The following is a 21043-nucleotide window of genomic DNA, read 5'->3' on the forward strand; positions in this document are numbered from 1 at the left end:
CCGGATTCGATCGGTAAGGTGTTCGTATGACTACCGGGGTTCGCCGCAGGATGGGAGTCGAGGAGCGGCGGCAGCAGTTGATCGGCGTCGCCCTCGAACTGTTCAGCCGCCGCTCGCCCGACGATGTCTCCATCGACGAGATAGCGTCGGCCGCGGGCATCTCGCGGCCGCTGGTCTACCACTACTTCCCCGGCAAACTCAGCCTGTACGAGGCCGCGTTGAAGCGGGCGTCGGACGATCTCGCGGGCCGGTTCGTGGAGCCGCACGAGGGTCCGCTCGGGGCCCGGCTGCTGCGCGTGATGCGCCGCTACTTCGACTTCGTGGACGAGCACGGGCCCGGTTTCTCGGCCCTGATGCGCGGTGGCCCGGCTGTCGGCTCGTCGACGACCAACGCGCTCGTCGACTCCGTGCGGCAGGCCGCGTATGTCCAGATCCTTTCGCACCTGGGCGTGACGGATCCGCCCGCACGGCTGGAACTGGTGGTGCGGTCGTGGATCTCGCTGGCCGAGTCGACGGCCCTGATCTGGCTGGACGGGCGGCGCATCCCGCGCGAGGAGCTGGAGCCGCAGCTGGTCAACGACTTCGCCGCGCTCGCCGCCGTCAGCGCCGCCTACGACGAGGAGATGACGCAGCTGCTGCGCACCGCCCTCAAGGACGAGCCGGCCGACGGCCCGTTCGCGCACCTGGTCGGCCGGCTCATCGCCCTGGCGGGCTGAGCGGGCTCAGCTCTCGTACTTGGCGTAGGACGGGTCGAGGTCGCGGACCTCGGCGGAAGCGTGCAGGGCGAGGCCCTCGGGCTGCTTCAGATGTGTCCGCAGCGCCTCCAGCGCGGCCTCGGTGAGCCGCGCCTTGGTCTCGTCGGTGCGGCCGGCGAGCAGCGCGATGTGCACGTGGACGTGGGCGTGGCCCTCGCTCTCGGGGCCGACCACGATGTCCTCGGTGCGGCGGAAGCGGGTCTTGCACGCGGGCGGTCGCGCGGCCGCGATCTCGACCGTCGCCTCGTGCAGCGCCCTGGCGAACCCGGGCCGGTCGAAAGCGTCCGCGAGGTCGGCGGAATAGTCGACGGTGATCTGCGGCATCAGCACTCCTGTTCCCGGTGGGTGTCCTCACCCTAACGGCGGGCGGGGCGGGCCGCCGGTCGCGGCCCGCCCCGCCCCCGGGGTGCGCTATCCCGCCGCCTTGGTGAAGACCGCGACCGTGCGCGCCGGCACGGTGAAGGTGCCGGACGCCCGCGCGTAGGCGGCCGACTTCACGGTGGCGTCGGCGCCCGCCGCCTGCACCGGGTGCAGTCGGTAGCCGCTCCCGGCGAGCGCGGCCACGCGCTGCTCCTGCTGTTCGGGCGTGGCGTTGAAGACGACGACGAGGTCACCGAGGCGCATGGTGATCACGCCGGGCGTCTCGTCCTTGCCGGAGAGCGGGAAGGACAGCCGGGACTGCACCCGCGCGGCCGTGGCGAGGGAGAAGTCCTTCTCGGTGCTGCGGATCCGCAGCAGGTCGCGGTAGGCGGCGGAGGCGCCCCGGATCTGCTCGCAGCCCACCCCGACCTGGGTCAGCAGCGGCTTGGCGTAGGGCCACTTGTCGGTGTTGTCGGCGGCCATGGGCAGTCCGCGGCCGAAGCCGTTGCCGTCGGCGCAGTTCCAGTGGATGGCGTTGAACCAGTCACCGCTGTCGTAGGAGTTGCGGTCCAGGGACTTGGAGCGCAGCAGGTCGGTGCCCGCCTGGGAGAGGGCCGGGCCCTGCGAGAGGGTGGCCGTCGCCATGGCGAGGACCTGCATCCTGGCCCGGTCGGACGCCGTGGTGCCCGCCGGGAGTTTGAAGGCGAGCGCGTCGAACAGGGACTCGTTGTCGTGCGCGTCGGCGTAGGCGAGGGCGTCGCCCGGGGCGTCGGCGTATCCGGCGGGGGCGCCGTTGTAGTCGACCTGGGAGCCCTTGACCTCCTTGCCGCTGGTGTCGGTGAACGTGTAGGCGCTCAGGTTTCCGGACAGACCGACCTTGACGAGGTCCTGGTAGTGCAGCAGGCGGGCCTTCTGCTCGGCCTGGGTGCCGTTGTTCTTCGAGGAGTTGGGGTCCGTGTACAGGCCGGACGCGAAGCCCTGGACGCCGGGGTCCTCGTCGAAGGGGCCGCCGCCGCGCACGGCGTCACGCGCCCGGTCGGAGAAGGTGGCGATGCCGGTGCCGGCCATGTTCTTCTGCGTGGCCTGGACGAAGCGGGCGTCGTCGGCGACCTCGCCGAAGTTCCAGCCCTCGCCGTACAGGATGATCTTCTTGCCGTCGACGCCGTCCTTCGCGAGGGTCAGCTCGTCCAGGGCCTCGCGCACGGCCAGGATGTTGGCCTTCGGGTGGTGGCCCATGAGGTCGAAGCGGAAGCCGTCGACCTTGTACTCCTTGGCCCAGGTGACGATCGAGTCGACGACCAGCTTGCCCATCATGGCGTTCTCGGTGGCCGTGTTGGCGCAGCAGGTGCTGTCGGCGACCGAGCCGTCGGCGAGGAGCCGCTGGTAGTAGCCGGGCACGATCCGGTCCAGGACGGAGGTGCCGGCCTGGCCGCTGGCGGCGGTGTGGTTGTAGACGACGTCCATGACGACCCGCAGTCCGTCGTCGTTGAGGGCCTTGACCATTCTGCGGAACTCGACCGTGCGGGCGGTGCCGTCCGGGTCGGTGGCGTAGGAGCCCTCGGGGACCGTGTAGTGGTACGGGTCGTAGCCCCAGTTGTAGGCGTCCTTCGCGGCGATCCTGCCGACGCACTCCTGCTGCTTGTCGGAGTCGGCCGGGAAGGACGCCAGGTCGCAGTCGGTCCTCGCCTGGTCGGCCTTGCGCTCGGGGATGGTGGCGATGTCGAACGCGGGCAGCAGGTGGACGTAGGAGGTGCCGGCCTTCGCCAGCTCGCGCAGGTGCTTGCTGCCGTCGCTCGCCTTGTCGGTGAAGGCGAGGTAGGTGCCGGGGTGCTTCGCCGTGCGGTCCTCGACGGAGAAGTCCCGGACGTGCAGCTCCTGGATCTGGGCGTCCCGCAGCGGCACGGCCCTGGGCTTGGTGTACGAGGACCAGCCGGCGGGCTTCAGCGCCTTGTCGTCCAGGTCGACGACCAGGCTGCGCCTGGAGTCGGTGGTGAGGGCGACGGCGTAGGGGTCGGTGACCTTGTTGGTGACGACCTTGCGGACGCTGGGCGCCCACACCTTCACGGCGTAGCGGTAGGGCTTGCCCTTCCAGGAGGCCGGGCCGGTGACGGACCAGACGCCGGTCGTGCTGTCGCGACGCATGGGGACGGCCTTGCCGTCGAGTTCCAGGGCGACGGACTGCGCGGTCGGCGCCCACACGGACAGGGTGGGGCGGCCCTTGGAGAAGGTGGGACCGAGGTCGGCCTTCGTGGCGCCCGGGTACAGGTCGTCGAGGACTCCGGCGATCTGGACGCCGGTCGCGGCGAGTACCGCGCCGTTGGCCGCGCGCTGGGTGGCGACGACCTGGCCGCGCAGGGCCTCGCGGACCCGGTCCCGGTCACGGGGGTCGACGGTCCAGGCGTCGTACTCCTTCAGGTGCGGGAACTTCGCCTTCTGGGCGTCGGTCAGCTCGCCCTTCGCCAGGCGCAGCCACGTGGCGTCGCCGGTGAGGGTGCCGTTCTCGGCCTTGACGGAGCCGTCGCGGGAGTACAGCAGCTGGGTGGAGGCGGCGGCGTCGGAGCCGTTCCAGGCGAGGGTGTTCCGGTCGATCCAGACCGCCTTGGAGGTGGTCAGGTCGAGGGCGGCGGCACTGCCCGCGGGCTGCGGGAGCAGGTACTTCTCCTGGCCGCTCACCAGCCACACCTCGGGGCCGTTCGCCTTGAGGTCGAGCGACTGGTCGGTGGGCAGGTCCTTCTCGTCGCCCTTGTGGAGGATGTAGCTGAGGCTGGTGGCACCCTCGGTGAGCGGCACCTCGAAGACTGCGCCATAGGAGTCAGTCTTCACCGGCTTCAGCGGGTTCGACCAGTCGGTGGGGTTCGCGGCGCCGGTCCAGACGTGCAGGCCCCAGCCGTCGTGGTTCCCGTCGGCCCGGTGGTAGTGCAGGACGGCCTTGTCCTTGTCGGGGGCCGGGTAGTCGGGCCGCTCGGTGGTGACGGTGTCCTTGCCCTGCTCGATCCAGATCTCACCGGTCTTGGTGACGTCGATCGTGCGGTCGGTGGAGACGTCCTTGGTGCCGTCCTTGTCGATGACGAGGAAGCCGACGTTCGAGGCACCGGGCTTGAGCTTGACCCAGGCGAAGGCGCCGTAGGCGTCCCGGCCGGTGAAGGGGTGGCTCTTCGGCCATTCGGTGGCCTCGCCCTCGGCGAGGTCGCCCCAGGCGTACAGGCCCCAGTCGGCGTAGTCGCCGTCCGCGCGCTTGTAGTGCACGATCGCGTAGTCGCGGGAGGAGGCGGTGGGCGGCTCGGGGGCGGGCGGGGTGCCGGTGGTGGAGGCGGCCCGGGCGCTCGCGGTGCGGCCGGCCGAGTCGACGACGACGGCCTTGTAGCGCAGGGCCGTGCCGGGTGCCACGTCCTTGCCGATGGTGTGGGTGACCTTGTACGGGGCGTGGTCGGCGGAGCCGAGGACCCGCCACTTGCCGTTGCCGGTCTGCGCGGCGAAGACGACCCGGTTCAGCTGCCCGCCGTCGACGTCGGCGGTGACCTCGACGGTGCCGGTGGCGCCCGCCGCGGGGGCCTTCAGGGCGAGCGTGGGCGCGGTGACGGGCTTGGCGAGCCTGGCGGCGGCCTTCAGGACGATCGCCGAGCCGGCCGGGACGGTGACGGTGAGCTTGCGGTCGCCGTCGCTCTTCGGGCGCGCGTCGGTGCCGTGGATGCCCCGGAAGGTCATGCCGGCCGAGCCCGTCGGGAAGGTCGCGGTCTTCTTCTCGCCGGCGTTGTTGAAGGCGACGACGTACTCGGTGCCGGTCTTCGCGTCCGTGCGGGAGAAGGCGTAGACGCCCGGGCCGTCGGCCGCGTACCGCTCCTGCTGGACGCCGTCGGTCAGCGCCGGGTTCGCCTTGCGAAGCTTGGCGAGGGCGCTGATCTGCCGGTAGAGGGGCGCCTTGGTGTCGTAGGCGTCCTCGGCGTGCGTGGCGTCGGTGCCGATGCGGTCGTCGTCGAGGTAGTCGGCGGTGCGCGAGGCGAACAGGGGCTGCCGGGCGTCCTTGTCGCCGCCCGGGCCGGTGAAGCCCTGCTCGTCGCCGTAGTAGACGACCGGGTTGCCGCGGCTGAGGAACATCAGCTCGTTGGCGAGCTTGTCCTTGGCGAGGATCTCGGCGTCGGTGGCCTTGGGGTTGTCCTGCTTCAGGAACGACCCGATGCGGCCCATGTCGTGGTTGCCGAGGAAGGTGACCTGCTCGTACGCGTTGGCCTTGCCGGTCGTGTACTTGTAGTCGTCACCGAAGACGCCGGCGAGCTTGCGGGCGCTGCCGCCCTGGGAGGCGTACTGGCGGGCCGCCTCCTGGAAGGGGAAGTCGAGGGTGGCGTCGAGCCGGCCCTGGGTGACGTACGGGGCGGTGACGTTCGTGTCGGCCGAGTAGACCTCGCCGAACATGAAGAAGTCGTCGCGGCCGCGTTTCGCGGCGTAGGCGTCGAGGGCGGTGGCCCACTGGGTCCAGAACTCCATGTTGACGTGCTTCACGGTGTCGATCCGGAAGCCGTCGATGTCGAAGTCGCGCACCCAGCGCTGGTAGATCTTCTCCATGCCGTCGACGACTTCGGGGCGCTCGGTCCACAGGTCGTCGAGGCCGGAGAAGTCGCCGTGCGTGGAGCTCTCACCGGCGAAGGTGGAGTCGCCCCGGTTGTGGTACATCGTCGGGTCGTTGAGCCACGACGGCACCTTGTTCTTCCTGGTGACCACGGGGGTGCGCGGGAAGGAGTCCCGGTCGACGGCGGGGAAGCGGCGCCGCCCGTCGGCGTAGTCGGCGTCGTCGAAGGGCACGCCGTCCTCGGTCAGGTACGGGAACGCGCCCTTGGAGAGGTAGTCGTAGGACTTCTCCTCGTAGTCGACGACGTCCGCGGTGTGGTTGGTGATGACGTCGAAGAAGACCTTCATGCCCTTGTCGTGGGCCTTGTCGATGAGCTTCTCGAGGTCCTCGTTGGTGCCGAAGTGCGGGTCGACCTGGGTGAAGTCGGTGATCCAGTAGCCGTGGTAGCCGGCGGAGGCGTTCTCCCCCGTGCCCTGCACGGGCTGGTTCTTGAAGATGGGGGCCATCCACAGGGCGGTGGTGCCCAGGCCCTTGATGTAGTCGAGCCTCTTGGTCAGGCCCTTGAGGTCGCCGCCCTGGTAGAAGCCCTTGTCGGTCGGGTCGTAGCCGGTCGACAGGCGTGAACCGGTCAGGCCGCCCTTGTCGTTGCGCGGGTCGCCGTTGGCGAAGCGGTCGGGCAGGACGAAGTAGAACTGCTCACGGGTGGCGTCGTGCCGGGCCGGCTGGGCGGCCAGCGCGGCATCGGACGGCGGCGCCGGCGGGGTGGCCGCCCCGGCGGCGAGCGGCTGGACGAGTGTGGCGGCCAGCGCCGCTGCGGTGACCGCGGCGACCCGTCCGGCACGGGCGGTTCGGCGCCTGGACGGCACCGGCCATCTCGGTATCACAGATGGGCTCCTAGCGATTGCGGCTCTCTCGGGTCCGACCCCGCGCGACCGTATCGCCGCCGAAACCCTTACAGCAAGAGTCCTGAAAGCATTGGAAAGAACTTTCAACCACCGGGCGTGGCCCGGCACAGCGGTCCCGGCCGACCCGAGGGGGCGGCCGGGACCGGGCGCACCGCACACGGACGTGCGCGTCTAGCAGGAGGACTTGCCGGCGTGGATCGCCAGAGCCGTGTTCGAGCCGAGGGTGGCCGTGAACTGCCCGGCCGAGTTGACCGTCACCGGCGTGCTGTTCTGCACGTTGCAGTACGTTCCCGCGGGCAGCGAGGTCTGGTAGGTCCGGGTCAGGGAGCCGGACTCGTGGTTGATGGCCACGAAACCCTTGCTGCCGCGGCCGAAGGCGATGGCGTCACCGCCGTTGTCCCACCAGTTGGTGACGGCCTGGCCGCGCGTGGCGTTGCGGAAGCCGACCATGGACTTGATCTCCGGCCAGTTGTGCTGGCACTTCCAGCCGTCCTGCCAGCAGGCGTTCACCTGACCGCCGTTGGGCGGCCCGGCGTCGGGGTCGGTGAACTCGTAACCGGAGTTGACGTCGGGGGCGCCGTAGGGCCAGGCCAGCATGAAGACGTTGGCCAGGGTGTAGTCGGCGCCGGACTTGTAGGTGAGCGTGGAGCCGTTGCGCTCGGTGTCGTGGTTGTCGACGAAGACGCCGGAGACGCCGCTGTTCACATAACCCCAGCCCTCGCCGTAGTTCTTCAGGTAGGCGAGGTTCTCGTTGGTGAAGACCCGCTTGAGGTCGTAGGCGTAGCGGAACTCCTGGACGTCGCCGTTGCCCGTGTACTCGGTGGGCTGCACGGCCTCGCCGGCGCCGTAGATGGCCTCCTGCTTCCAGTACACCGACGGGTTGCTCAGCCGGGACTTGATGTTCGCGAGGTCGGCGGCCGGCATGTGCTTGGCCGCGTCCACGCGGAAGCCGTCCACGCCGAGGGAGAGCAGGTCGTTCATGTACCCGGCGATGGTCCGGCGGACGTAGTCCTCGCCGGTGTCGAGGTCGGCGAGACCGACCAGTTCGCAGTTCTGGACGTTACCGCGGTCCTGGTAGTTGGTGATCTGCGAGGTGCAGTTGTCGAAGTCGTAGGAGGAGTACAGGCCGGGGTAGTTGTACTTCGTGTACGACGAGCCGCCGGTGCCGGTGCCGCTGCCCGCCGACATGTGGTTGATGACGGTGTCGACGACGACCTTCACCCCCGCCGCGTGGCAGGTGTTCACCATGTTCTGGAAGGCGGCCCGGTCGCCCAGCCGTCCGGCGATCCTGTAGCTGACCGGCTGGTACGAGGTCCACCACTGCGGGCCCTGTATGTGCTCGGCAGGCGGGGAGACCTGCACGTACCCGTACCCCGCGGGGCCGAGGGTGGTGGTGCACTCGCGGGCGACGGAGGCGAACTTCCACTCGAAGAGGACGGCGGTGACGTCCTTGGTGCCCGGCGGGGAGGCCTGGGCGAGAGTCGGGTTCATGACAACCGCAGCCGCGGCGAGGGCGACGGCGGCGGAGAGGTGTCTGCGTGCCATGTGGGGTTTCCTTCTCCGTTGAAGGCTCTTGCTGCAAGGTTCAGAAACCTTGCGGTGACGCAGATGGTAAAGGCCCGCCGCCCGAAAGGGCAGCGGGCCGTACGAAATTGACGGGAGAAACTAGTCGGCCTGCGCGGTGGTCCACCACACCGTGGTGTCGGCGGGCACCTTCGCCTCGTCGTCCGCGAGCACGACCTCCCCGCTCGCCACCAGCACCCGGCCGTAGGCCGGCAGCGCCACGGACTCGCCCGTGGTGTTGGCGACGCAGACGAACTCCCCGCGCCGGAAGGCGAGTACGCCCGCGGGCGCCCGCAGCCACTCCACGGCCGTGCCCGCACCCAGGTCGGGGTGCTCGCGCCGGACGGCGAGCGCGGCGCGGTACAGCTCCAGCGTCGAACCGGGCACCCCGGTCTGCGCCTCGACGCTCAACTCACCCCAGCTGTCCGGCTGCGGCAGCCAGCTGCCCCCGTCACCGAAGCCGTACGACGTCCCGGTCCGGGTCCACGGGATCGGCACCCGGCACCCGTCACGGAAGCCGTCCTGGCCGGCCCCCCGGAAGTACGCCGGGTCCTGGCGCACCTCGTCGGGCAGGTCGACGACGTCGGGCAGGCCGAGTTCCTCACCCTGGTAGACGTAGGCCGAGCCGGGCAGGGCCAGCATCAGCAGGCTCGCGGCACGGGCACGGCGCAGGCCCAGCTCCCGGTCACCGGCCAGGCGGATCTGGGTGCCGAGGCCGGGCGGGTTGGCGAAGCGGGTGGCGTGCCGGGTCACGTCGTGGTTGGACAGCACCCAGGTGGCGGGGGCGCCGACCGGGCGCATGGCCTCCAGCGTCCGGTCGATGACCTCGCGCATCTCGGCGGCGTCCCAGTGGGTGCTCAGGTACTGGAAGTTGAAGGCCTGGTGCAGCTCGTCGGGACGGACGTAGTGCGCCGTGCGCTCGATGGTCGGCGTCCACGCCTCGGCCACGAAGATGCGCTCGCCCGCGTACTCGTCGAGGACCAACCGCCACTGCCGGTAGATCTCGTGCACGCCCTCCTGGTCGAAGAACGGCATGACATCGTTGCCCAGCAGCTTCACCTGGTCGTGGGATCCCAGGTCGGGCAGCCCTTCCGCCTTCACCAGGCCATGGGCGACGTCGATACGGAAGCCGTCGACGCCCATGTCCAGCCAGAAGCGCAGGATCGAGCGGAACTCGTCGCCGACCGCCGGGTGGTCCCAGTTGAAGTCGGGCTGCTCCGGGGCGAAGAGGTGCAGGTACCACTCGCCGGGGGTGCCGTCCGGTTCGGTGATCCGGGTCCAGGCCGGGCCGCCGAAGATGGACTCCCAGTCGTTGGGCGGCAGTTCGCCGTCGGCGCCCTTGCCCGGGCGGAAGTGGTAACGCTCACGCAGCGGGGAGCCCGGCCCCTCGGCGACGGCACGCTTGAACCACTCGTGCTGGTCGGAGGAGTGGTTGGGCACGAGGTCCACGATGACGCGCAGGCCCAGGTGGTGGGCGTCACGGATCAGGGCGTCGGCGTCCAGCAGGTTGCCGAACATCGGGTCCACGGCCCGGTAGTCGGCGACGTCGTAGCCGGCGTCGGCCTGCGGCGAGGCGTAGAAGGGGCTGAGCCACACGGCGTCCACGCCGAGGTCGCGCAGGTAGGGAAGACGGGTGCGGACACCCTCCAGGTCGCCCATGCCGTCGCCGTTGCTGTCGGCGAAGCTGCGCGGGTACACCTGGTAGATCACCGCGTCCCGCCACCAGTCGCGGCGCTTGGCGACGGCCAGGGCGGACGTGGGGCTGGGGGCAGGTGCAGCTGAGTGCTGGCTCATGTCGTCCTTGAGGCGTAACGAGGGTGTGGTCATGGGACGTGAGGTGGTGCGAGGCGGCCGCGGCGCAGCGGGGTCGGATGGGCGCCGCGGCCGCCTCGGGCTGGTGGGGGCCGCCCGGTGACGGCCCGCGAAGGGGGCGTCAGCCCTTGGTGCCGCCGGCGGTGAGCCCGGTCACCAGGTTCTTCTGCACGAGGTAGAAGAACCCGGAGACGGGTATCGCGATGAGCACCGCGGTGGCGGCCATCAGGTTGCGCTGGGCGTCGTGCTCGCTGATGAAGCTCTGCAGGCCGACGGCGAAGGTGTACTTCTCGTCGTCCAGCATGAACACGGTGGCGAAGGCGACCTCGCCGAAGGCGGTGATGAAGCTGTAGAAGGCGGCCACCGCCAGGCCCGGCCGGGCGAGCGGCAGGATCAGCCGGAAGAAGGTGCCGAAGGGGGTGAGCCCGTCGACGCGGCCGGCCTCGTCGATCTCGAACGGGATGGTGTCGAAGTAGCCCTTCAGCAGCCAGGCGCAGTAGGGCACCGCGGTCGAGCAGTAGACCAGGATCAGGCCGAAGTAGGTGTCGACGAGCTGCAGGCTCGACAGGATCTGGTACATCGGCACGATCAGCACGGCGATGGGGAACATCTGCGTGCACAGCAGGACCCACATGAACTTCTTGTAGCCCGGGAAGCGCATGCGGGACACCGCGTAACCGGTCGTGGCGGCGATGACCACTCCGATGACCGTGGTTCCCAGCGACACGATCAGCGTGCTCTGGAGCCAGTGGAAGAACGCGGTCTCCTGGAGCACGAAGCTGTAGTTGTCCAGGGTCATCTTCGACCAGATGCCCCCGGGGTGCAGGTAGTCGTCCTTGTCCGGGCCGAGGGACAGGAAGACCAGCCAGGCGATCGGGAAGATCGCGATCAGGCTCGCGATGATCAGCAGGCCGTGGGAGAGGAGGCTCCCGGCCGTGCCGCGCCGGCCGCGCGGGCGCGCGGGGGCGGCGGCGGGGGCGACGGCGGGGACCGGAGCCCCGCCCGCGGACTGCTGGACGGTCGTGGTGCTCATGGGGACTCCTGCCTCAGATCGCGAGCTGCTGCTCATCGCGGTTCAGCCAGCGGCGGTAGAAGGAGGTGAAGACGATCAGGATGGCCAGCAGCAGGATGCCGTAGGCGGCCGACTGCGCGAAGTCACGTGGCTGCTGTCCGAAGCCGAGCTGGTAGGCCCAGGTGACGAGGATCTGCGCGTCCGGGGCGGTGTTGCCGAACAGCAGGAAGATGATGGCGAACTGGTTGAACGTCCAGATCACGCCGAGCAGCACCACGGTGGAGCTGACCGACCTCAGGCCCGGCAGGGTGACGTAGCGGAACTGCTGCCAGCGGCTGGCGCCGTCCATCTCGGCGGCCTCGTAGAGGGAGGAGTCGATGGACTGCAGGCCGCCGAGCAGGGAGACCATCATGAACGGCACGCCGCACCAGGTGTTGACCATGATCGCGGCGAAGCGCTGCCAGAAGGTGTCCTCCAGCCACGACGGGCCGGGCAGGTGCAGCATCTCCAGGCCGGAGTTGATGATGCCGGAGTCGGCGAGCATGAAGCGCCAGCCGAAGACGGTGACGAAGGTCGGCACGGCCCACGGCAGGATGAGGATCAGCCGGTAGAAGGTACGCCCGCGCAGCTTCTGGTTGAGCAGCAGCGCCAGGCCCAGGCCGATGGAGTAGTGCAGGGCGACGCACAGGGCCGTCCACACGATCGTCCAGATGAAGTGGGACCAGAAGCGGTCGTAGGCCGTCTCCCCCCACAGGATGTCGGCGTAGTTGTCGAAGCCGATGAACTTGTAGGTGGCCTCGATCTCGTTGACGCCGATCGTCCGGGCCGTGTTGAGGCTGGTCGCGTCGGTCAGCGTCAGATAGAAGCCGTAGGCCAGGGGGTACAGCACGAGGACGCCGAGCACGACGGCCACGGGCGCGATCATCGCGTAGGCGTACCAGTGCTTCTGGTAGCTGTGCTTGAGGCGCCGGCCCAGCCCGGACCGGGGACCGCGGTCACCGCTCCGCTTGCCGGTCGCTCGGTCGATGGCGACTGTCATGTTCGACAACCTTCTTCGCGAACTGGAGATCAGCTGGAGATCAGGGGATACGGCACACAGGCCGATGGCCGCCGGATCCTTCCCCCTCTGTCTGGAGGATCCGGCGGCCGAAGGGGCCTACTTGCTGTAGTCCGGCAGCAGCTTGGCGATGGAGGTCTCGGCGCTCTTCAGCCCCGCGTCCAGGGACTTCTTGCCACCCGCGATCGCGAGCAGCTCGTCGTCCAGCGGCGTCCACAGCGAGCTGTACTCGGGCAGCTCCGGGCGCGGCTGGGCGGCGGCGAGCACGCCCTGGTAGCCGGCGATGCCCGGGTCGGCCTTGACGTCGGCGGTGTAGGCGTCGTCGCGCGTCGGCAGCGTGTTGTTCTTGAGCGCGATGGTCTCCTGGGCCTTGGCCGAGGTCATGAACTTCACGAACTTCAGCGAGGCCTCCTGGTGGGCCTTGTCCGAGCCCGCGTACACCGAGAGGTTGTGGCCGCCGGTCGGGGCGCCGGCCTTGCCGGAGGAGCCGGCCGGGACGGTGGCGATGCCCAGGTTGGCCTTGTCCTTGAACGCCGAGCCCTTGTAGAAGTTGGTGATCTCCCACGGGCCCTGGATGATCGAGGCGACCTTGCCGCTGACGAACGCCTCCTGGATGTGGGCGTAGGCGTCGGCGGTGGTGTCGGCCTTGTGCAGGCCCTTGCCCTTGAACAGGCTCAGCCAGGTGCCGTAGGCCTTCTCGGCCGCGGGCGAGGTGACGGTGATCTTCTTGGCGTCGACGTCGACGGTGTCGGCGCCCTCGCCGTAGAGGAAGGAGTGGGCGTAGTAGGACTGGGTCGAGCCCCAGTAGCCGTCGACGCCGGTCTTGTCCTTGATCGTGGCCGCGGCCTTCTTCAGGTCGTCCCAGGTCTTGGGGGCCTCGACGCCGGCCTTCTCGAACAGGGCCTTGTTGTAGACGAGGGCGAGGGTGTCCGTGGTGAACGGGACGCCGTAGGTCTTGCCCTCGTACTGAGCCTGCTTGATCAGGTTGGACTTGAACTTGTCCTGCTCGGCGAGGGCGTCCGTGCCGTCCAGCGGCAGGAAGAAGCCCTTCTTGGCGAAGGCCGGGGTCCAGCCGACCTCGGAGCGCAGCACGTCGGGGGCACCCTTGGAACCGGCGGCGGTGTCGAACTTGTTCTGCGCCTGGTCGAAGGGGACGTTGACGTACTTGACCTTGACGTCCTTGTTGGCGGCCTCGAACTCCTTGACGAGGGCCTTGTAGGTCGGCGCCTCGTTGGTGGCGTTGGAGGTGTCCCACCAGGTGAGGGTGACGGGACCGTCGGCCTTGTCGCCGCTGTCGCTTCCGCCGCACGCCGTCGCTGCCAGGGCGAGGGACGCCACCAGCGCGGTGGCCGCTATGCCACGCCGCATGAGTTCTCCTTGAGGGTGAAGCCCGTTTCGTGCTGCCGACTGCGCCGTTGGCCGCCGGGCGTCGGTGACATTAGCCCCGCTGCAAGGCGTTGCGAAAGACCTTGCAGCAAAAAGTTGCAAGAGGTGGGGATGGTTATCCCGCCGTGACCTCTCCTCGACCGCTTCGAGGCCCCGATTTCCGGCTGTTCGGCGGGGACTCGGACAGTTGTGCAAGACTCTGCAAGCACTTGCCATCCGTTTCCGTCGGGGGAATCATCCGTTGCGGAGCGGACGCCGACCACGAGTTGAGGGACCGCGATGACCAAGCCACCCGCAGTGGGCCGCGCGACCGCGCGCACCAGGCGTCCCGTCGGTGTGCAAGCGGAGATCCGGCCGCTACAGTCCGGTGCTGTGACCACACGGCTTGCGGACATCGCGTTGCAAGCGGGGGTGAGCGAGGCGACCGTCAGCCGGGTCCTCAACGGGAAGCCGGGCGTCGCCGCCACCACCCGCCAGTCCGTGCTGGCCGCCCTCGACGTCCTCGGCTACGAGCGTCCGGTGCGGCTGCGCCAGCGCAGCGAGGGACTGGTCGGCCTGATCACCCCGGAGCTGGAGAACCCGATCTTCCCGGCCCTGGCCCAGGTCATCGGCCAGGCGCTGACACGGCAGGGCTATACGCCGGTGCTGGCCACCCAGACCCCGGGCGGCTCGACCGAGGACGAGCTGACCGAGATGCTCGTGGACCGGGGCGTCGCCGGCATCATCTACGTCTCCGGACTGCACGCCGACACCACCGCCGACATGCAGCGCTACGACCGGCTGCGCGCACAGGGCGTGCCCTACGTGCTCGTCGACGGTTTCTCGCCGAAGGTGCAGGCGCCGTTCATCTCCCCCGACGACCGCGCGGCGATGAGCCTGGCGGTGACGCACCTGGCGTCCCTGGGGCACACCCGGATCGGCCTGGCGCTCGGGCCGAAGCGGTTCGTGCCGGTGCAGCGCAAGATCGAGGGGTTCGTGCGGGCGGTGCAGGACCAGCTGGGGCTGGCCGCCGAGGTCGTCGAGAACGAACTGGTCCAGCACTCGCTGTACACGCTGGAAGGCGGACAGGCCGCCGCCGTCGCCCTGATGGAGCGGGACTGCACGGCCGTGGTGTGCGCCAGCGACATGATGGCCCTGGGGGCGATCCGGGCGGCCCGGCAACGCGGTCTGGACGTGCCGAAGGACATCTCCGTGGTCGGCTTCGACGACTCCCCGCTGATCGCCTTCACCGACCCGCCGCTGACCACGATCCGCAAGCCGGTCCCGGCGATGGGCCAGGCCGCCGTGCGCACGCTGCTGGAGGAGATCGGCGGAACGCCCGCCCCGCACAGCGAGTTCGTGTTCATGCCGGAACTGGTGGTGCGCGGCTCGACCGCGTCGGCTCCCGGGGACCGCGCCCGCTCCTGAGGCGTACGGCCCGATTTCGCCGTAGAACATGCGGCTCGGACCGGGCCGCGGGATCATCGGTGGGGAAGTCCTTTTCTGGCAGACTTTGTGCCTATGGGTGACACGACCGTGACGCAGCCGGAGGGCAGGGAAGCGGCCCTCCCGAACCCCGTTGCGGCCAAAACCCGGCCGGGCCCGCTGCACCGGCTGCGCGCCCCGCGCAGACCCCGGTTCTGGTTCGAGATCCTGCTGATCGCGGTGAGTTACTGGGTGTACTCACTCGTCCGCAACGCGGTTCCCGAACAGAAGACGCAGGCGCTGCGCAACGCCGACTGGATCTGGCAGGTGGAGCACCAGCTGGGCATCGCCGTCGAGGAGTCGGTCAACCACGCGGTCGACTCGGTAACTTGGCTCATCATCGGGATGAACTACTACTACGCCACGCTGCACTTCGTGGTCACGCTGGGTGTGCTCGTCTGGCTCTTCCGCCGCCACCCCGGCCGCTACGCGGCGACCCGCCTGGTGCTGTTCGCGACCACCGCCGTCGCCCTGGTCGGCTACTACCTGTACCCGCTGGCGCCCCCTCGGCTGATGAACGGCGGGGACTTCATCGACACGGTCATGGTCCACCAGACCTGGGGCTCCATGGCGTCCGGCGACCTGAAGGACATGTCCAACCAGTACGCGGCGATGCCGTCGATGCACATCGGCTGGTCCCTGTGGTGCGGGCTGACGATCTTCGCCCTGGCGAGTGTGCCGTGGGTGCGGGTGCTGGGCCTGCTGTACCCGGCGCTGACGCTGGTGGTCATCGTAGCCACGGCCAACCACTTCTGGCTGGACGCGGTGGGCGGCCTGCTGTGCCTGGCGTTCGGCTTCGCGGTGGCCCGCCTGTGGTACGGCAGGCAGCCGTACGCGCTGCCGCGGACGGTGGGACGCGCACGACGACCCGAACCGACGGCCCCGCCCCGCGCGCAAGCCGCCCACCGGGCCGCCGCACGGGCGGGCGCCGCACGGACGGGCGCCGCACGGGCGGGCGGCTCACCCCGGGCGGGCGGCTCACTGGCGGGCGGCTCTTGGGCGGATGTCCCGCGGGCGGACGCCTCGCAGGGGGTTGCTCCGCGGCCGGACGTCTCGCAGGGGGTTGCTCCGCGCCCGGACGTCTCGCAGGCGGACGTTCCGCGGCCGGGCGGTTCACGGGCCGGCGCGGCACGGCCGGGTGACACGCGAGCGGGCGCCGCGCGGGAGCGCGAGTCGCGGGCGGGCGCCGCGCGGGCGGATGCCCCGCCCGGAAAAGGCTGAGCGTTTCCAGACACGGCGGGTGACGTCCGGTCGCGCCAGGTCGCCGGACGGACGGCTCACGAGCCGGCGCGGCACGGCCAGGCGCCACGCGGGCGGATGCCCGCCGCCGGACGTCTCACCGGCGGACCTCCCCCGTCCGGGCCGCTCACGGACCGGCGCCGCACGGCCGGGCCACAGCGGGCGGACGCCGCTCGGGCCGATGATGCCCACGGCCGGACGACTCACAGGCGGACCTCCCCCGTCCGGGTCGCTCACCGGCCGGCGCCGCACCGTCGGGCCACACGCGGGCGGACGCCGCTCGGGCCGATGATGCCCACGGTCGGACGACTCGCGGGCCGGCGTCGCGCAGGCGGGCGGCACGCGGGCGGCGGGTCCGCGCGGGAGGGGCTGGGCGTCGGGCCGGGCCGGCGGGGTGTCTACCGCTCTCCCGCCCCGTAGAACAGCTCCTCCACGACCCCGCGCGCCCTGCGTGCCGTGCGCCGGTAGGCGTCGAGCATGTCCCCGACGTGACCGGGCCCGTACCCCAAGTAGCGGCCCACCGCTGCCAGTTCCCTCGGGTCCGAGGGGAAGGTGTCGCCGGCCCGGCCGCGGACCAGCATCACCGCGTTGCGCACGCGGGTGGCGAGCACCCAGGCCTCGTCCAGGATCTCCGCCTCCTCCTCGCCGATCAGACCGGCCGTGCGGGCGGCGGCCAGGGCCTGCCGTGTCCGGGTCGTGCGCAGCCCGGCCTCCTCGGCGCCGTGCCGCAGCTGCGCCAGCTGCACGGTCCACTCGACGTCGGACAGGCCGCCCGGGCCGAGCTTGGCGTGCAGCTTGGGGTCGGCGCCGCGCGGCAGCCGCTCGGACTCCATCCGGGCCTTCAGCCGCCGGATCTCGCGGACGGCCTCCTCGCTCAGCCCGTCGGCCGGATAGCGCAGCGGGTCGATCAGCTCGATGAAGCGGCGGCCCAGGTCCTCGTCCCCGGCGACCGGTTCGGCCCGCAGCAGCGCGTGCGACTCCCAGGTCAGCGACCACCGGCGGTAGTACGCCCCGTAGGACTTCAGGGTCCGCACGAGAGGGCCGGACTTGCCCTCCGGGCGCAGGTCGGCGTCGATGAGCAGGGGCGGGTCGGCGCTGGGGATCTGCAGCAGGCGGCGCATCTCCGAGACGACCTTGCCGGCCGCTTTGGAGGCCTCCGCCTCGTCGGCGCCCTCGCGGGGTTCGTGCACGAACAGCACGTCCGCGTCGGAGCCGTAGCCCAGTTCGTGACCGCCGAAGCGGCCCATGCCGATGATCGCGAACCGGGTGGGCAGATCGTCGCCCCAGCCCTCACGGACGACGGCCCGCAGGGTGCCCGCGAGGGTGGCGGCGGTCAGGTCGGACACCGCTGCCCCGACGAGGTCCACCAGGGCGCCCTGGTCGGCCTCGGCGGGCTGCTCCTCGGTGCCGTAGGAGCCGACGATGTCGGCGGCGGCCGTGCGGAACAGTTCCCGGCGGCGCACCCCGCGGGCGGCCGTGACCGCCTGGGCGGCGCCGTCCGCCCGCCGCACCGCGGCGAGTATCTCCTGCTCCAGGTGCGCCCGGGGGCGCGGCTCCAGTCCGCCGCCGTCCCCGTCGCCGAGCAGCGCCACCGCCTCCGGGGCGCGCATCAGCAGGTCGGGCGCGAGCCGGCCGGCGGACAGCACGCGGGCCAGGTTCTGCGCGGCGGCGCCCTCGTCCCGCAGCAGCCTCAGGTACCAGGGGGTCTTGCCCAGGGCGTCGGAGACCTTGCGGAAGTTCAGCAGGCCCGCGTCCGGTTCGGCGGAGTCGGCGAACCAGCCGAGCAGCACGGGCAGCAGGGTGCGCTGGATGGCGGCCTTGCGGGTGACGCCCGAGGCGAGCGCCTCCAGGTGGCGCAGCGCGGCGGCGGGATCGGCGTAACCGAGGGCGACCATGCGCTCGCGCGCCGCCTCGGTGCTCAGCCGGGCCTCGCCGGGGGCGAGCTGGGCCACGGCGTCCAGCAGCGGCCGGTAGAACAGCTTCTCGTGCAGCCGGCGTACGACCGTGGCGTGCCGGCGCCACTCGCGGTGCAGGCCGGCGACCGGGTCGGTGCGCAGGCCGAGGGAGCGGCCGATGCGGCGCAGCTCGGCCTCGTCCTCGGGCACCAGATGGGTGCGCCGCAGCCGGAACAGCTGGATGCGGTGCTCCATGAGGCGCAGGAAGCGGTAGGCCTCGTCCAGCTGGGCGGCGTCGGCCCGGCCCACGTAGCCGCCGGCGGCGAGGGCCTGGAGGGCGTCGAGGGTGGTGCCGCTGCGCAGGGAGGTGTCGGCCCTGCCGTGCACCAGCTGGAGCAGTTGCACGGCGAACTCGACGTCCCGCAGGCCGCCCGGGCCCAGTTTCAGCTGGCGGTCGACCTCGGCGGCGGGGATGTTCTCCACGACCCGGCGGCGCATCTTCTGCACGTCGGCGACGAAGTTCTCCCGCTCGGCCGCCTTCCACACCAGCGGCTGAACGGCGGCCACGTACTCCGCGCCGAGGTCGAGGTCGCCGGCCACCGGACGGGCCTTGAGCAGGGCCTGGAACTCCCAGGTCTTGGCCCAGCGCTGGTAGTAGGCGAGGTGGCTGGCCAGGGTCCGCACGAGCGGGCCGTTGCGGCCCTCGGGGCGCAGGTTGGCGTCGACCGGCCAGATGGAGCCCTCGACCGTGGTCTCCGAGCAGATCCGCATCAGGTGGGAGGCGAGCCGGGTCGCGGCCCGCACGGCCTCGGTCTCGTCGGCGCCCTCGACGGCCTCCCCCACGAAGATGACGTCCACGTCGGAGACGTAGTTCAGCTCGTGTCCGCCGCACTTGCCCATCGCGATCACGGCGAGCCGGCACTGGGCGTCGTCCTCGGGTGCGGCGGCCCGCGCGAGGCCGAGTGCGGCCCGCAGGGTGGCGGTGGCGAGGTCGGCCAGCTCGGCGGCGGACTCCGCGATGCCGGTCGTGCCGCACACGTCCCGGGCGGCGATGGACAGCAGGCAGCGCCGGTAGGCCACGCGCAGGGAGACGGGGTCGTCCGCCTCGGCGAGGCCCGCCTCGAACTCCTCCACGCCGGGGTGCAGGTCCCGCGACTCGTACGTCACCAGGGCCTGCCAGTCACCCGGGTGGCGGACGAGGTGGTCGGCCAGGGCGGTGGAGGCGCCGAGCACACCGAGGAGCCGGTCGCGCAGCGGTTTGGCCGCGATCAGCGTGTCGAGCAGTTCCTGCCGGGCGCCGGGGTCCGGCTGGGCCTCCAGCAGGCGGACCAGACCCAGCAGGGCGAGGTCGGGGTCGGCGGTGCCGCCCAGCGCGGCCAGCAGCACGGGGTCGTCGCGCAGGGGGGCGAGCTCGGGGCTGTCCAGCAGGCGCTCGGCAGCGGAGGCGTCGGTGAAACCGTGCCGCAGCAGGCGTGTGAAGGTACTGCTCCTGCGCCCCGGCACCGCCGTCATCCGGGCCTCCCTCGCACTGTTCCTCGGACATCCATCGGATCAAGGTCGTACGGCTTTGAGCCTAACCGCACGGGCCCGGTCGGGCGCCGCCGAGTTCGGCAGGCGGACGGCCCGGTCGGCCGGCCCCGGATGGGCGGGGACGTCCTGGTGGGGGCCGGGTGACCCGGAGGGCGGTGCTCCGTTCGTCCGTGGGTGGGGCGGGCCGGTTCGATTCGGTGGCGCCGCGCCCGGATTTCCGCTTCGGTGAGGAGGAGCCGCTCCGCCGGACGGGGCGGCGGTTCGTCGGACGCCGAACGCCGGACGAAGGAGTCTCGCCGTGGACATCACCCTCGAAGTCATCCCGCTGCCCGTGACCGACGTCGACCGCGCCCGGGACTTCTACCGGGACAAGGTCGGCTTTCACGTGGACATCGACCAGGAGGTCATGCCCGGGATGCGCATCGTCCAGCTGACCCCGCCCGGGTCGGGTTGCTCGATCGCCCTGGGCGAGTCCATCTGGCAGATGACCCCGGGCCCCACCCCCGCCCCGGGCAGCTACCAGGGCCTGCAGCTGTGCGTGGCCGACATCAAGGCGGCGCACGCGGAGCTGGTCGCGCGCGGCCTGGAGGTGTCCGAGCCGGTGCAGTACGCCCCGGACGACGGCGCCACGTTCATGCACTTCCAGGACCCGGACGGCAACGGGTGGGCGGTGCAGGAGTACCGCCGGAGGGCCACGGAGCCGCTGCACCAGCTGCTGGCGAAGGCGAAGCGGCAGCAGCTGGGCTGAGACCCCAGCACACCGGCCCGGTCCAGCTCGGGCCCGGTCCAGGCCGGGCCGGGCCGGGCCCGGGCGATCCGGTCAGGAATCGAGAAGCCCGCGCGCGACGCCGCGATTAGCGTCGTCCCCATGACCTCTCTCGCACACGTCACCCTCGAAGTGACCGACGTCGACGCCGCCGAGCGCTTCTACCGCACCGCCTTCGGCCTGGACGGACGGCTGCGCCTGGCGGCGGTCTCCGACGCGCCGTCCGCCGGCTTCCGCGGCTTCACGCTGTCGCTGGTGGTGGCGCAGCCGGCCGACGTCGACGCCCTCGCGGAGGCCGCCGTCGCCGCCGGTGCCGACACGCTGAAGCCCCCGGCGAAGTCCCTGTGGGGCTACGGCGGCGTCGTGCAGGCCCCGGACGGGACCGTCTGGCAGCTCGCCTCGTCGGCGAAGAAGAACACCGGCCCGGCGTCCCGGAACGTGGAGGAGTTCGTGCTCCTGCTGGGCGTGGAGGACGTGAAGGCCGCCAAGCAGTTCTACACCGGGCGCGGGCTCGCGGTCGCCAAGAGCTTCGGCTCCAAGTACGTCGAGTTCGCCACCGGGACGGGTCCGGTCAAGCTCGCCCTGTACAAGCGGCGGGGTCTGGCCAAGGTCGCCGGCGTCTCCCCCGAGGGGAGCGGCTCGCACCGGCTCCTGATCGGCAGCGACGCCGGACCGTTCACCGACCCCGACGGGTTCGCCTGGACGGCCGCCGCGGAGGCCGCGTCGCGGTGACCG

The 21043-nt window shown here is 71.1% G+C and carries 12 protein-coding genes and 1 pseudogene; 5 read left to right on the forward strand and 8 right to left on the reverse strand.

All coding sequences use genetic code 11. The features are described 5' to 3' along the window. The first annotated feature begins 26 nt into the window (after positions 1–26). Positions 27–716, forward strand: a complete 690-nt coding sequence (locus tag ACZ4M5_RS04405) for a TetR/AcrR family transcriptional regulator (RefSeq protein ID WP_467732989.1) — start codon at positions 27–29, stop codon at positions 714–716. A gap of 6 nt (positions 717–722) precedes the next feature. Here the strand turns inward: ACZ4M5_RS04405 and ACZ4M5_RS04410 are convergent, their stop codons facing one another. The 7 genes from ACZ4M5_RS04410 to ACZ4M5_RS04440 all read right to left on the reverse strand — a co-directional run bounded on the left by ACZ4M5_RS04410 (position 723) and on the right by ACZ4M5_RS04440 (position 13396). Continuing rightward, positions 723–1079: a 5-carboxymethyl-2-hydroxymuconate Delta-isomerase gene (locus tag ACZ4M5_RS04410; RefSeq protein ID WP_467732991.1), complete on the reverse strand. Its 357-nt coding sequence runs from the start codon at positions 1077–1079 to the stop codon at positions 723–725. Between the two features lie 87 nt (positions 1080–1166). Beyond that, the gene (gene pulA, locus ACZ4M5_RS04415) at positions 1167–6563 is read right to left on the reverse strand and encodes a pullulanase-type alpha-1,6-glucosidase (RefSeq protein WP_467732993.1); all 5397 of its coding nucleotides are present in this window, start codon (positions 6561–6563) and stop codon (positions 1167–1169) included. A 192-nt stretch (positions 6564–6755) separates the two neighbouring features. Then, positions 6756–8129: an alpha-amylase gene (locus tag ACZ4M5_RS04420; RefSeq protein ID WP_467732995.1), complete on the reverse strand. Its 1374-nt coding sequence runs from the start codon at positions 8127–8129 to the stop codon at positions 6756–6758. Between the two features lie 120 nt (positions 8130–8249). Then, positions 8250–9941: a glycoside hydrolase family 13 protein gene (locus ACZ4M5_RS04425; RefSeq protein WP_467732997.1), complete on the reverse strand. Its 1692-nt coding sequence runs from the start codon at positions 9939–9941 to the stop codon at positions 8250–8252. Positions 9942–10080: 139 nt separating this feature from the next. Further along, complete coding sequence (locus tag ACZ4M5_RS04430) at positions 10081–10992, reverse strand: sugar ABC transporter permease (RefSeq protein ID WP_467732999.1); 912 nt, start codon at positions 10990–10992, stop codon at positions 10081–10083. A 13-nt stretch (positions 10993–11005) separates the two neighbouring features. After that, positions 11006–12010 carry a carbohydrate ABC transporter permease gene (locus ACZ4M5_RS04435; protein ID WP_467733001.1) on the reverse strand — a complete coding sequence of 335 codons (1005 nt, stop codon included), beginning with the start codon at positions 12008–12010 and terminating at the stop codon, positions 11006–11008. A gap of 117 nt (positions 12011–12127) precedes the next feature. Next, the gene (locus ACZ4M5_RS04440; protein WP_467733003.1) at positions 12128–13396 is read right to left on the reverse strand and encodes an extracellular solute-binding protein; all 1269 of its coding nucleotides are present in this window, start codon (positions 13394–13396) and stop codon (positions 12128–12130) included. Between the two features lie 390 nt (positions 13397–13786). Here ACZ4M5_RS04440 and ACZ4M5_RS04445 point away from each other — a divergent pair, with 390 nt between their 5' ends. Further along, positions 13787–14821 (forward strand): LacI family DNA-binding transcriptional regulator, encoded by a 1035-nt coding sequence (locus ACZ4M5_RS04445; RefSeq protein ID WP_467733005.1) that lies wholly within the window; start codon positions 13787–13789, stop codon positions 14819–14821. A gap of 93 nt (positions 14822–14914) precedes the next feature. Further along, positions 14915–15772: pseudogene (locus ACZ4M5_RS04450) on the forward strand (phosphatase PAP2 family protein); the annotation flags it as partial. Between the two features lie 743 nt (positions 15773–16515). On the opposite strand, the gene ACZ4M5_RS04455 reads toward ACZ4M5_RS04450, so the two are convergent. Continuing rightward, positions 16516–19524 carry a bifunctional [glutamine synthetase] adenylyltransferase/[glutamine synthetase]-adenylyl-L-tyrosine phosphorylase gene (locus ACZ4M5_RS04455; protein ID WP_467733007.1) on the reverse strand — a complete coding sequence of 1003 codons (3009 nt, stop codon included), beginning with the start codon at positions 19522–19524 and terminating at the stop codon, positions 16516–16518. Positions 19525–19840: 316 nt separating this feature from the next. On the opposite strand from ACZ4M5_RS04455, the gene ACZ4M5_RS04460 reads away from it, so the two are divergent. Together ACZ4M5_RS04460 and ACZ4M5_RS04465 are read left to right on the forward strand one after the other, a co-directional pair. Then, the gene (locus ACZ4M5_RS04460) at positions 19841–20290 is read left to right on the forward strand and encodes a VOC family protein (RefSeq protein WP_467733009.1); all 450 of its coding nucleotides are present in this window, start codon (positions 19841–19843) and stop codon (positions 20288–20290) included. Between the two features lie 120 nt (positions 20291–20410). Further along, entirely contained in the window at positions 20411–21040 is a 630-nt protein-coding gene (locus ACZ4M5_RS04465) for a VOC family protein (protein WP_467733011.1), read from the forward strand. Positions 21041–21043: the final 3 nt, after the last annotated feature.

The sequence above is a fragment of the Streptomyces sp. NPDC026246 genome, from assembly GCF_055567995.1.

What these genes read in the sequence shown, in the direction of transcription:
- ACZ4M5_RS04405 (WP_467732989.1), top strand. Translation starts at nt 27, where the DNA reads ATGACTACCGGGGTTCGCCGCAGGATGGGAGTCGAGGAGCGGCGGCAG.
- ACZ4M5_RS04410 (WP_467732991.1), bottom strand. Translation starts at nt 1,079, where the DNA reads ATGCCGCAGATCACCGTCGACTATTCCGCCGACCTCGCGGACGCTTTC.
- ACZ4M5_RS04420 (WP_467732995.1), bottom strand. Translation starts at nt 8,129, where the DNA reads ATGGCACGCAGACACCTCTCCGCCGCCGTCGCCCTCGCCGCGGCTGCG.
- ACZ4M5_RS04425 (WP_467732997.1), bottom strand. Translation starts at nt 9,941, where the DNA reads ATGAGCCAGCACTCAGCTGCACCTGCCCCCAGCCCCACGTCCGCCCTG.
- ACZ4M5_RS04430 (WP_467732999.1), bottom strand. Translation starts at nt 10,992, where the DNA reads ATGAGCACCACGACCGTCCAGCAGTCCGCGGGCGGGGCTCCGGTCCCC.
- ACZ4M5_RS04435 (WP_467733001.1), bottom strand. Translation starts at nt 12,010, where the DNA reads ATGACAGTCGCCATCGACCGAGCGACCGGCAAGCGGAGCGGTGACCGC.
- ACZ4M5_RS04440 (WP_467733003.1), bottom strand. Translation starts at nt 13,396, where the DNA reads ATGCGGCGTGGCATAGCGGCCACCGCGCTGGTGGCGTCCCTCGCCCTG.
- ACZ4M5_RS04455 (WP_467733007.1), bottom strand. Translation starts at nt 19,524, where the DNA reads ATGACGGCGGTGCCGGGGCGCAGGAGCAGTACCTTCACACGCCTGCTG.
- ACZ4M5_RS04465 (WP_467733011.1), top strand. Translation starts at nt 20,411, where the DNA reads ATGACCTCTCTCGCACACGTCACCCTCGAAGTGACCGACGTCGACGCC.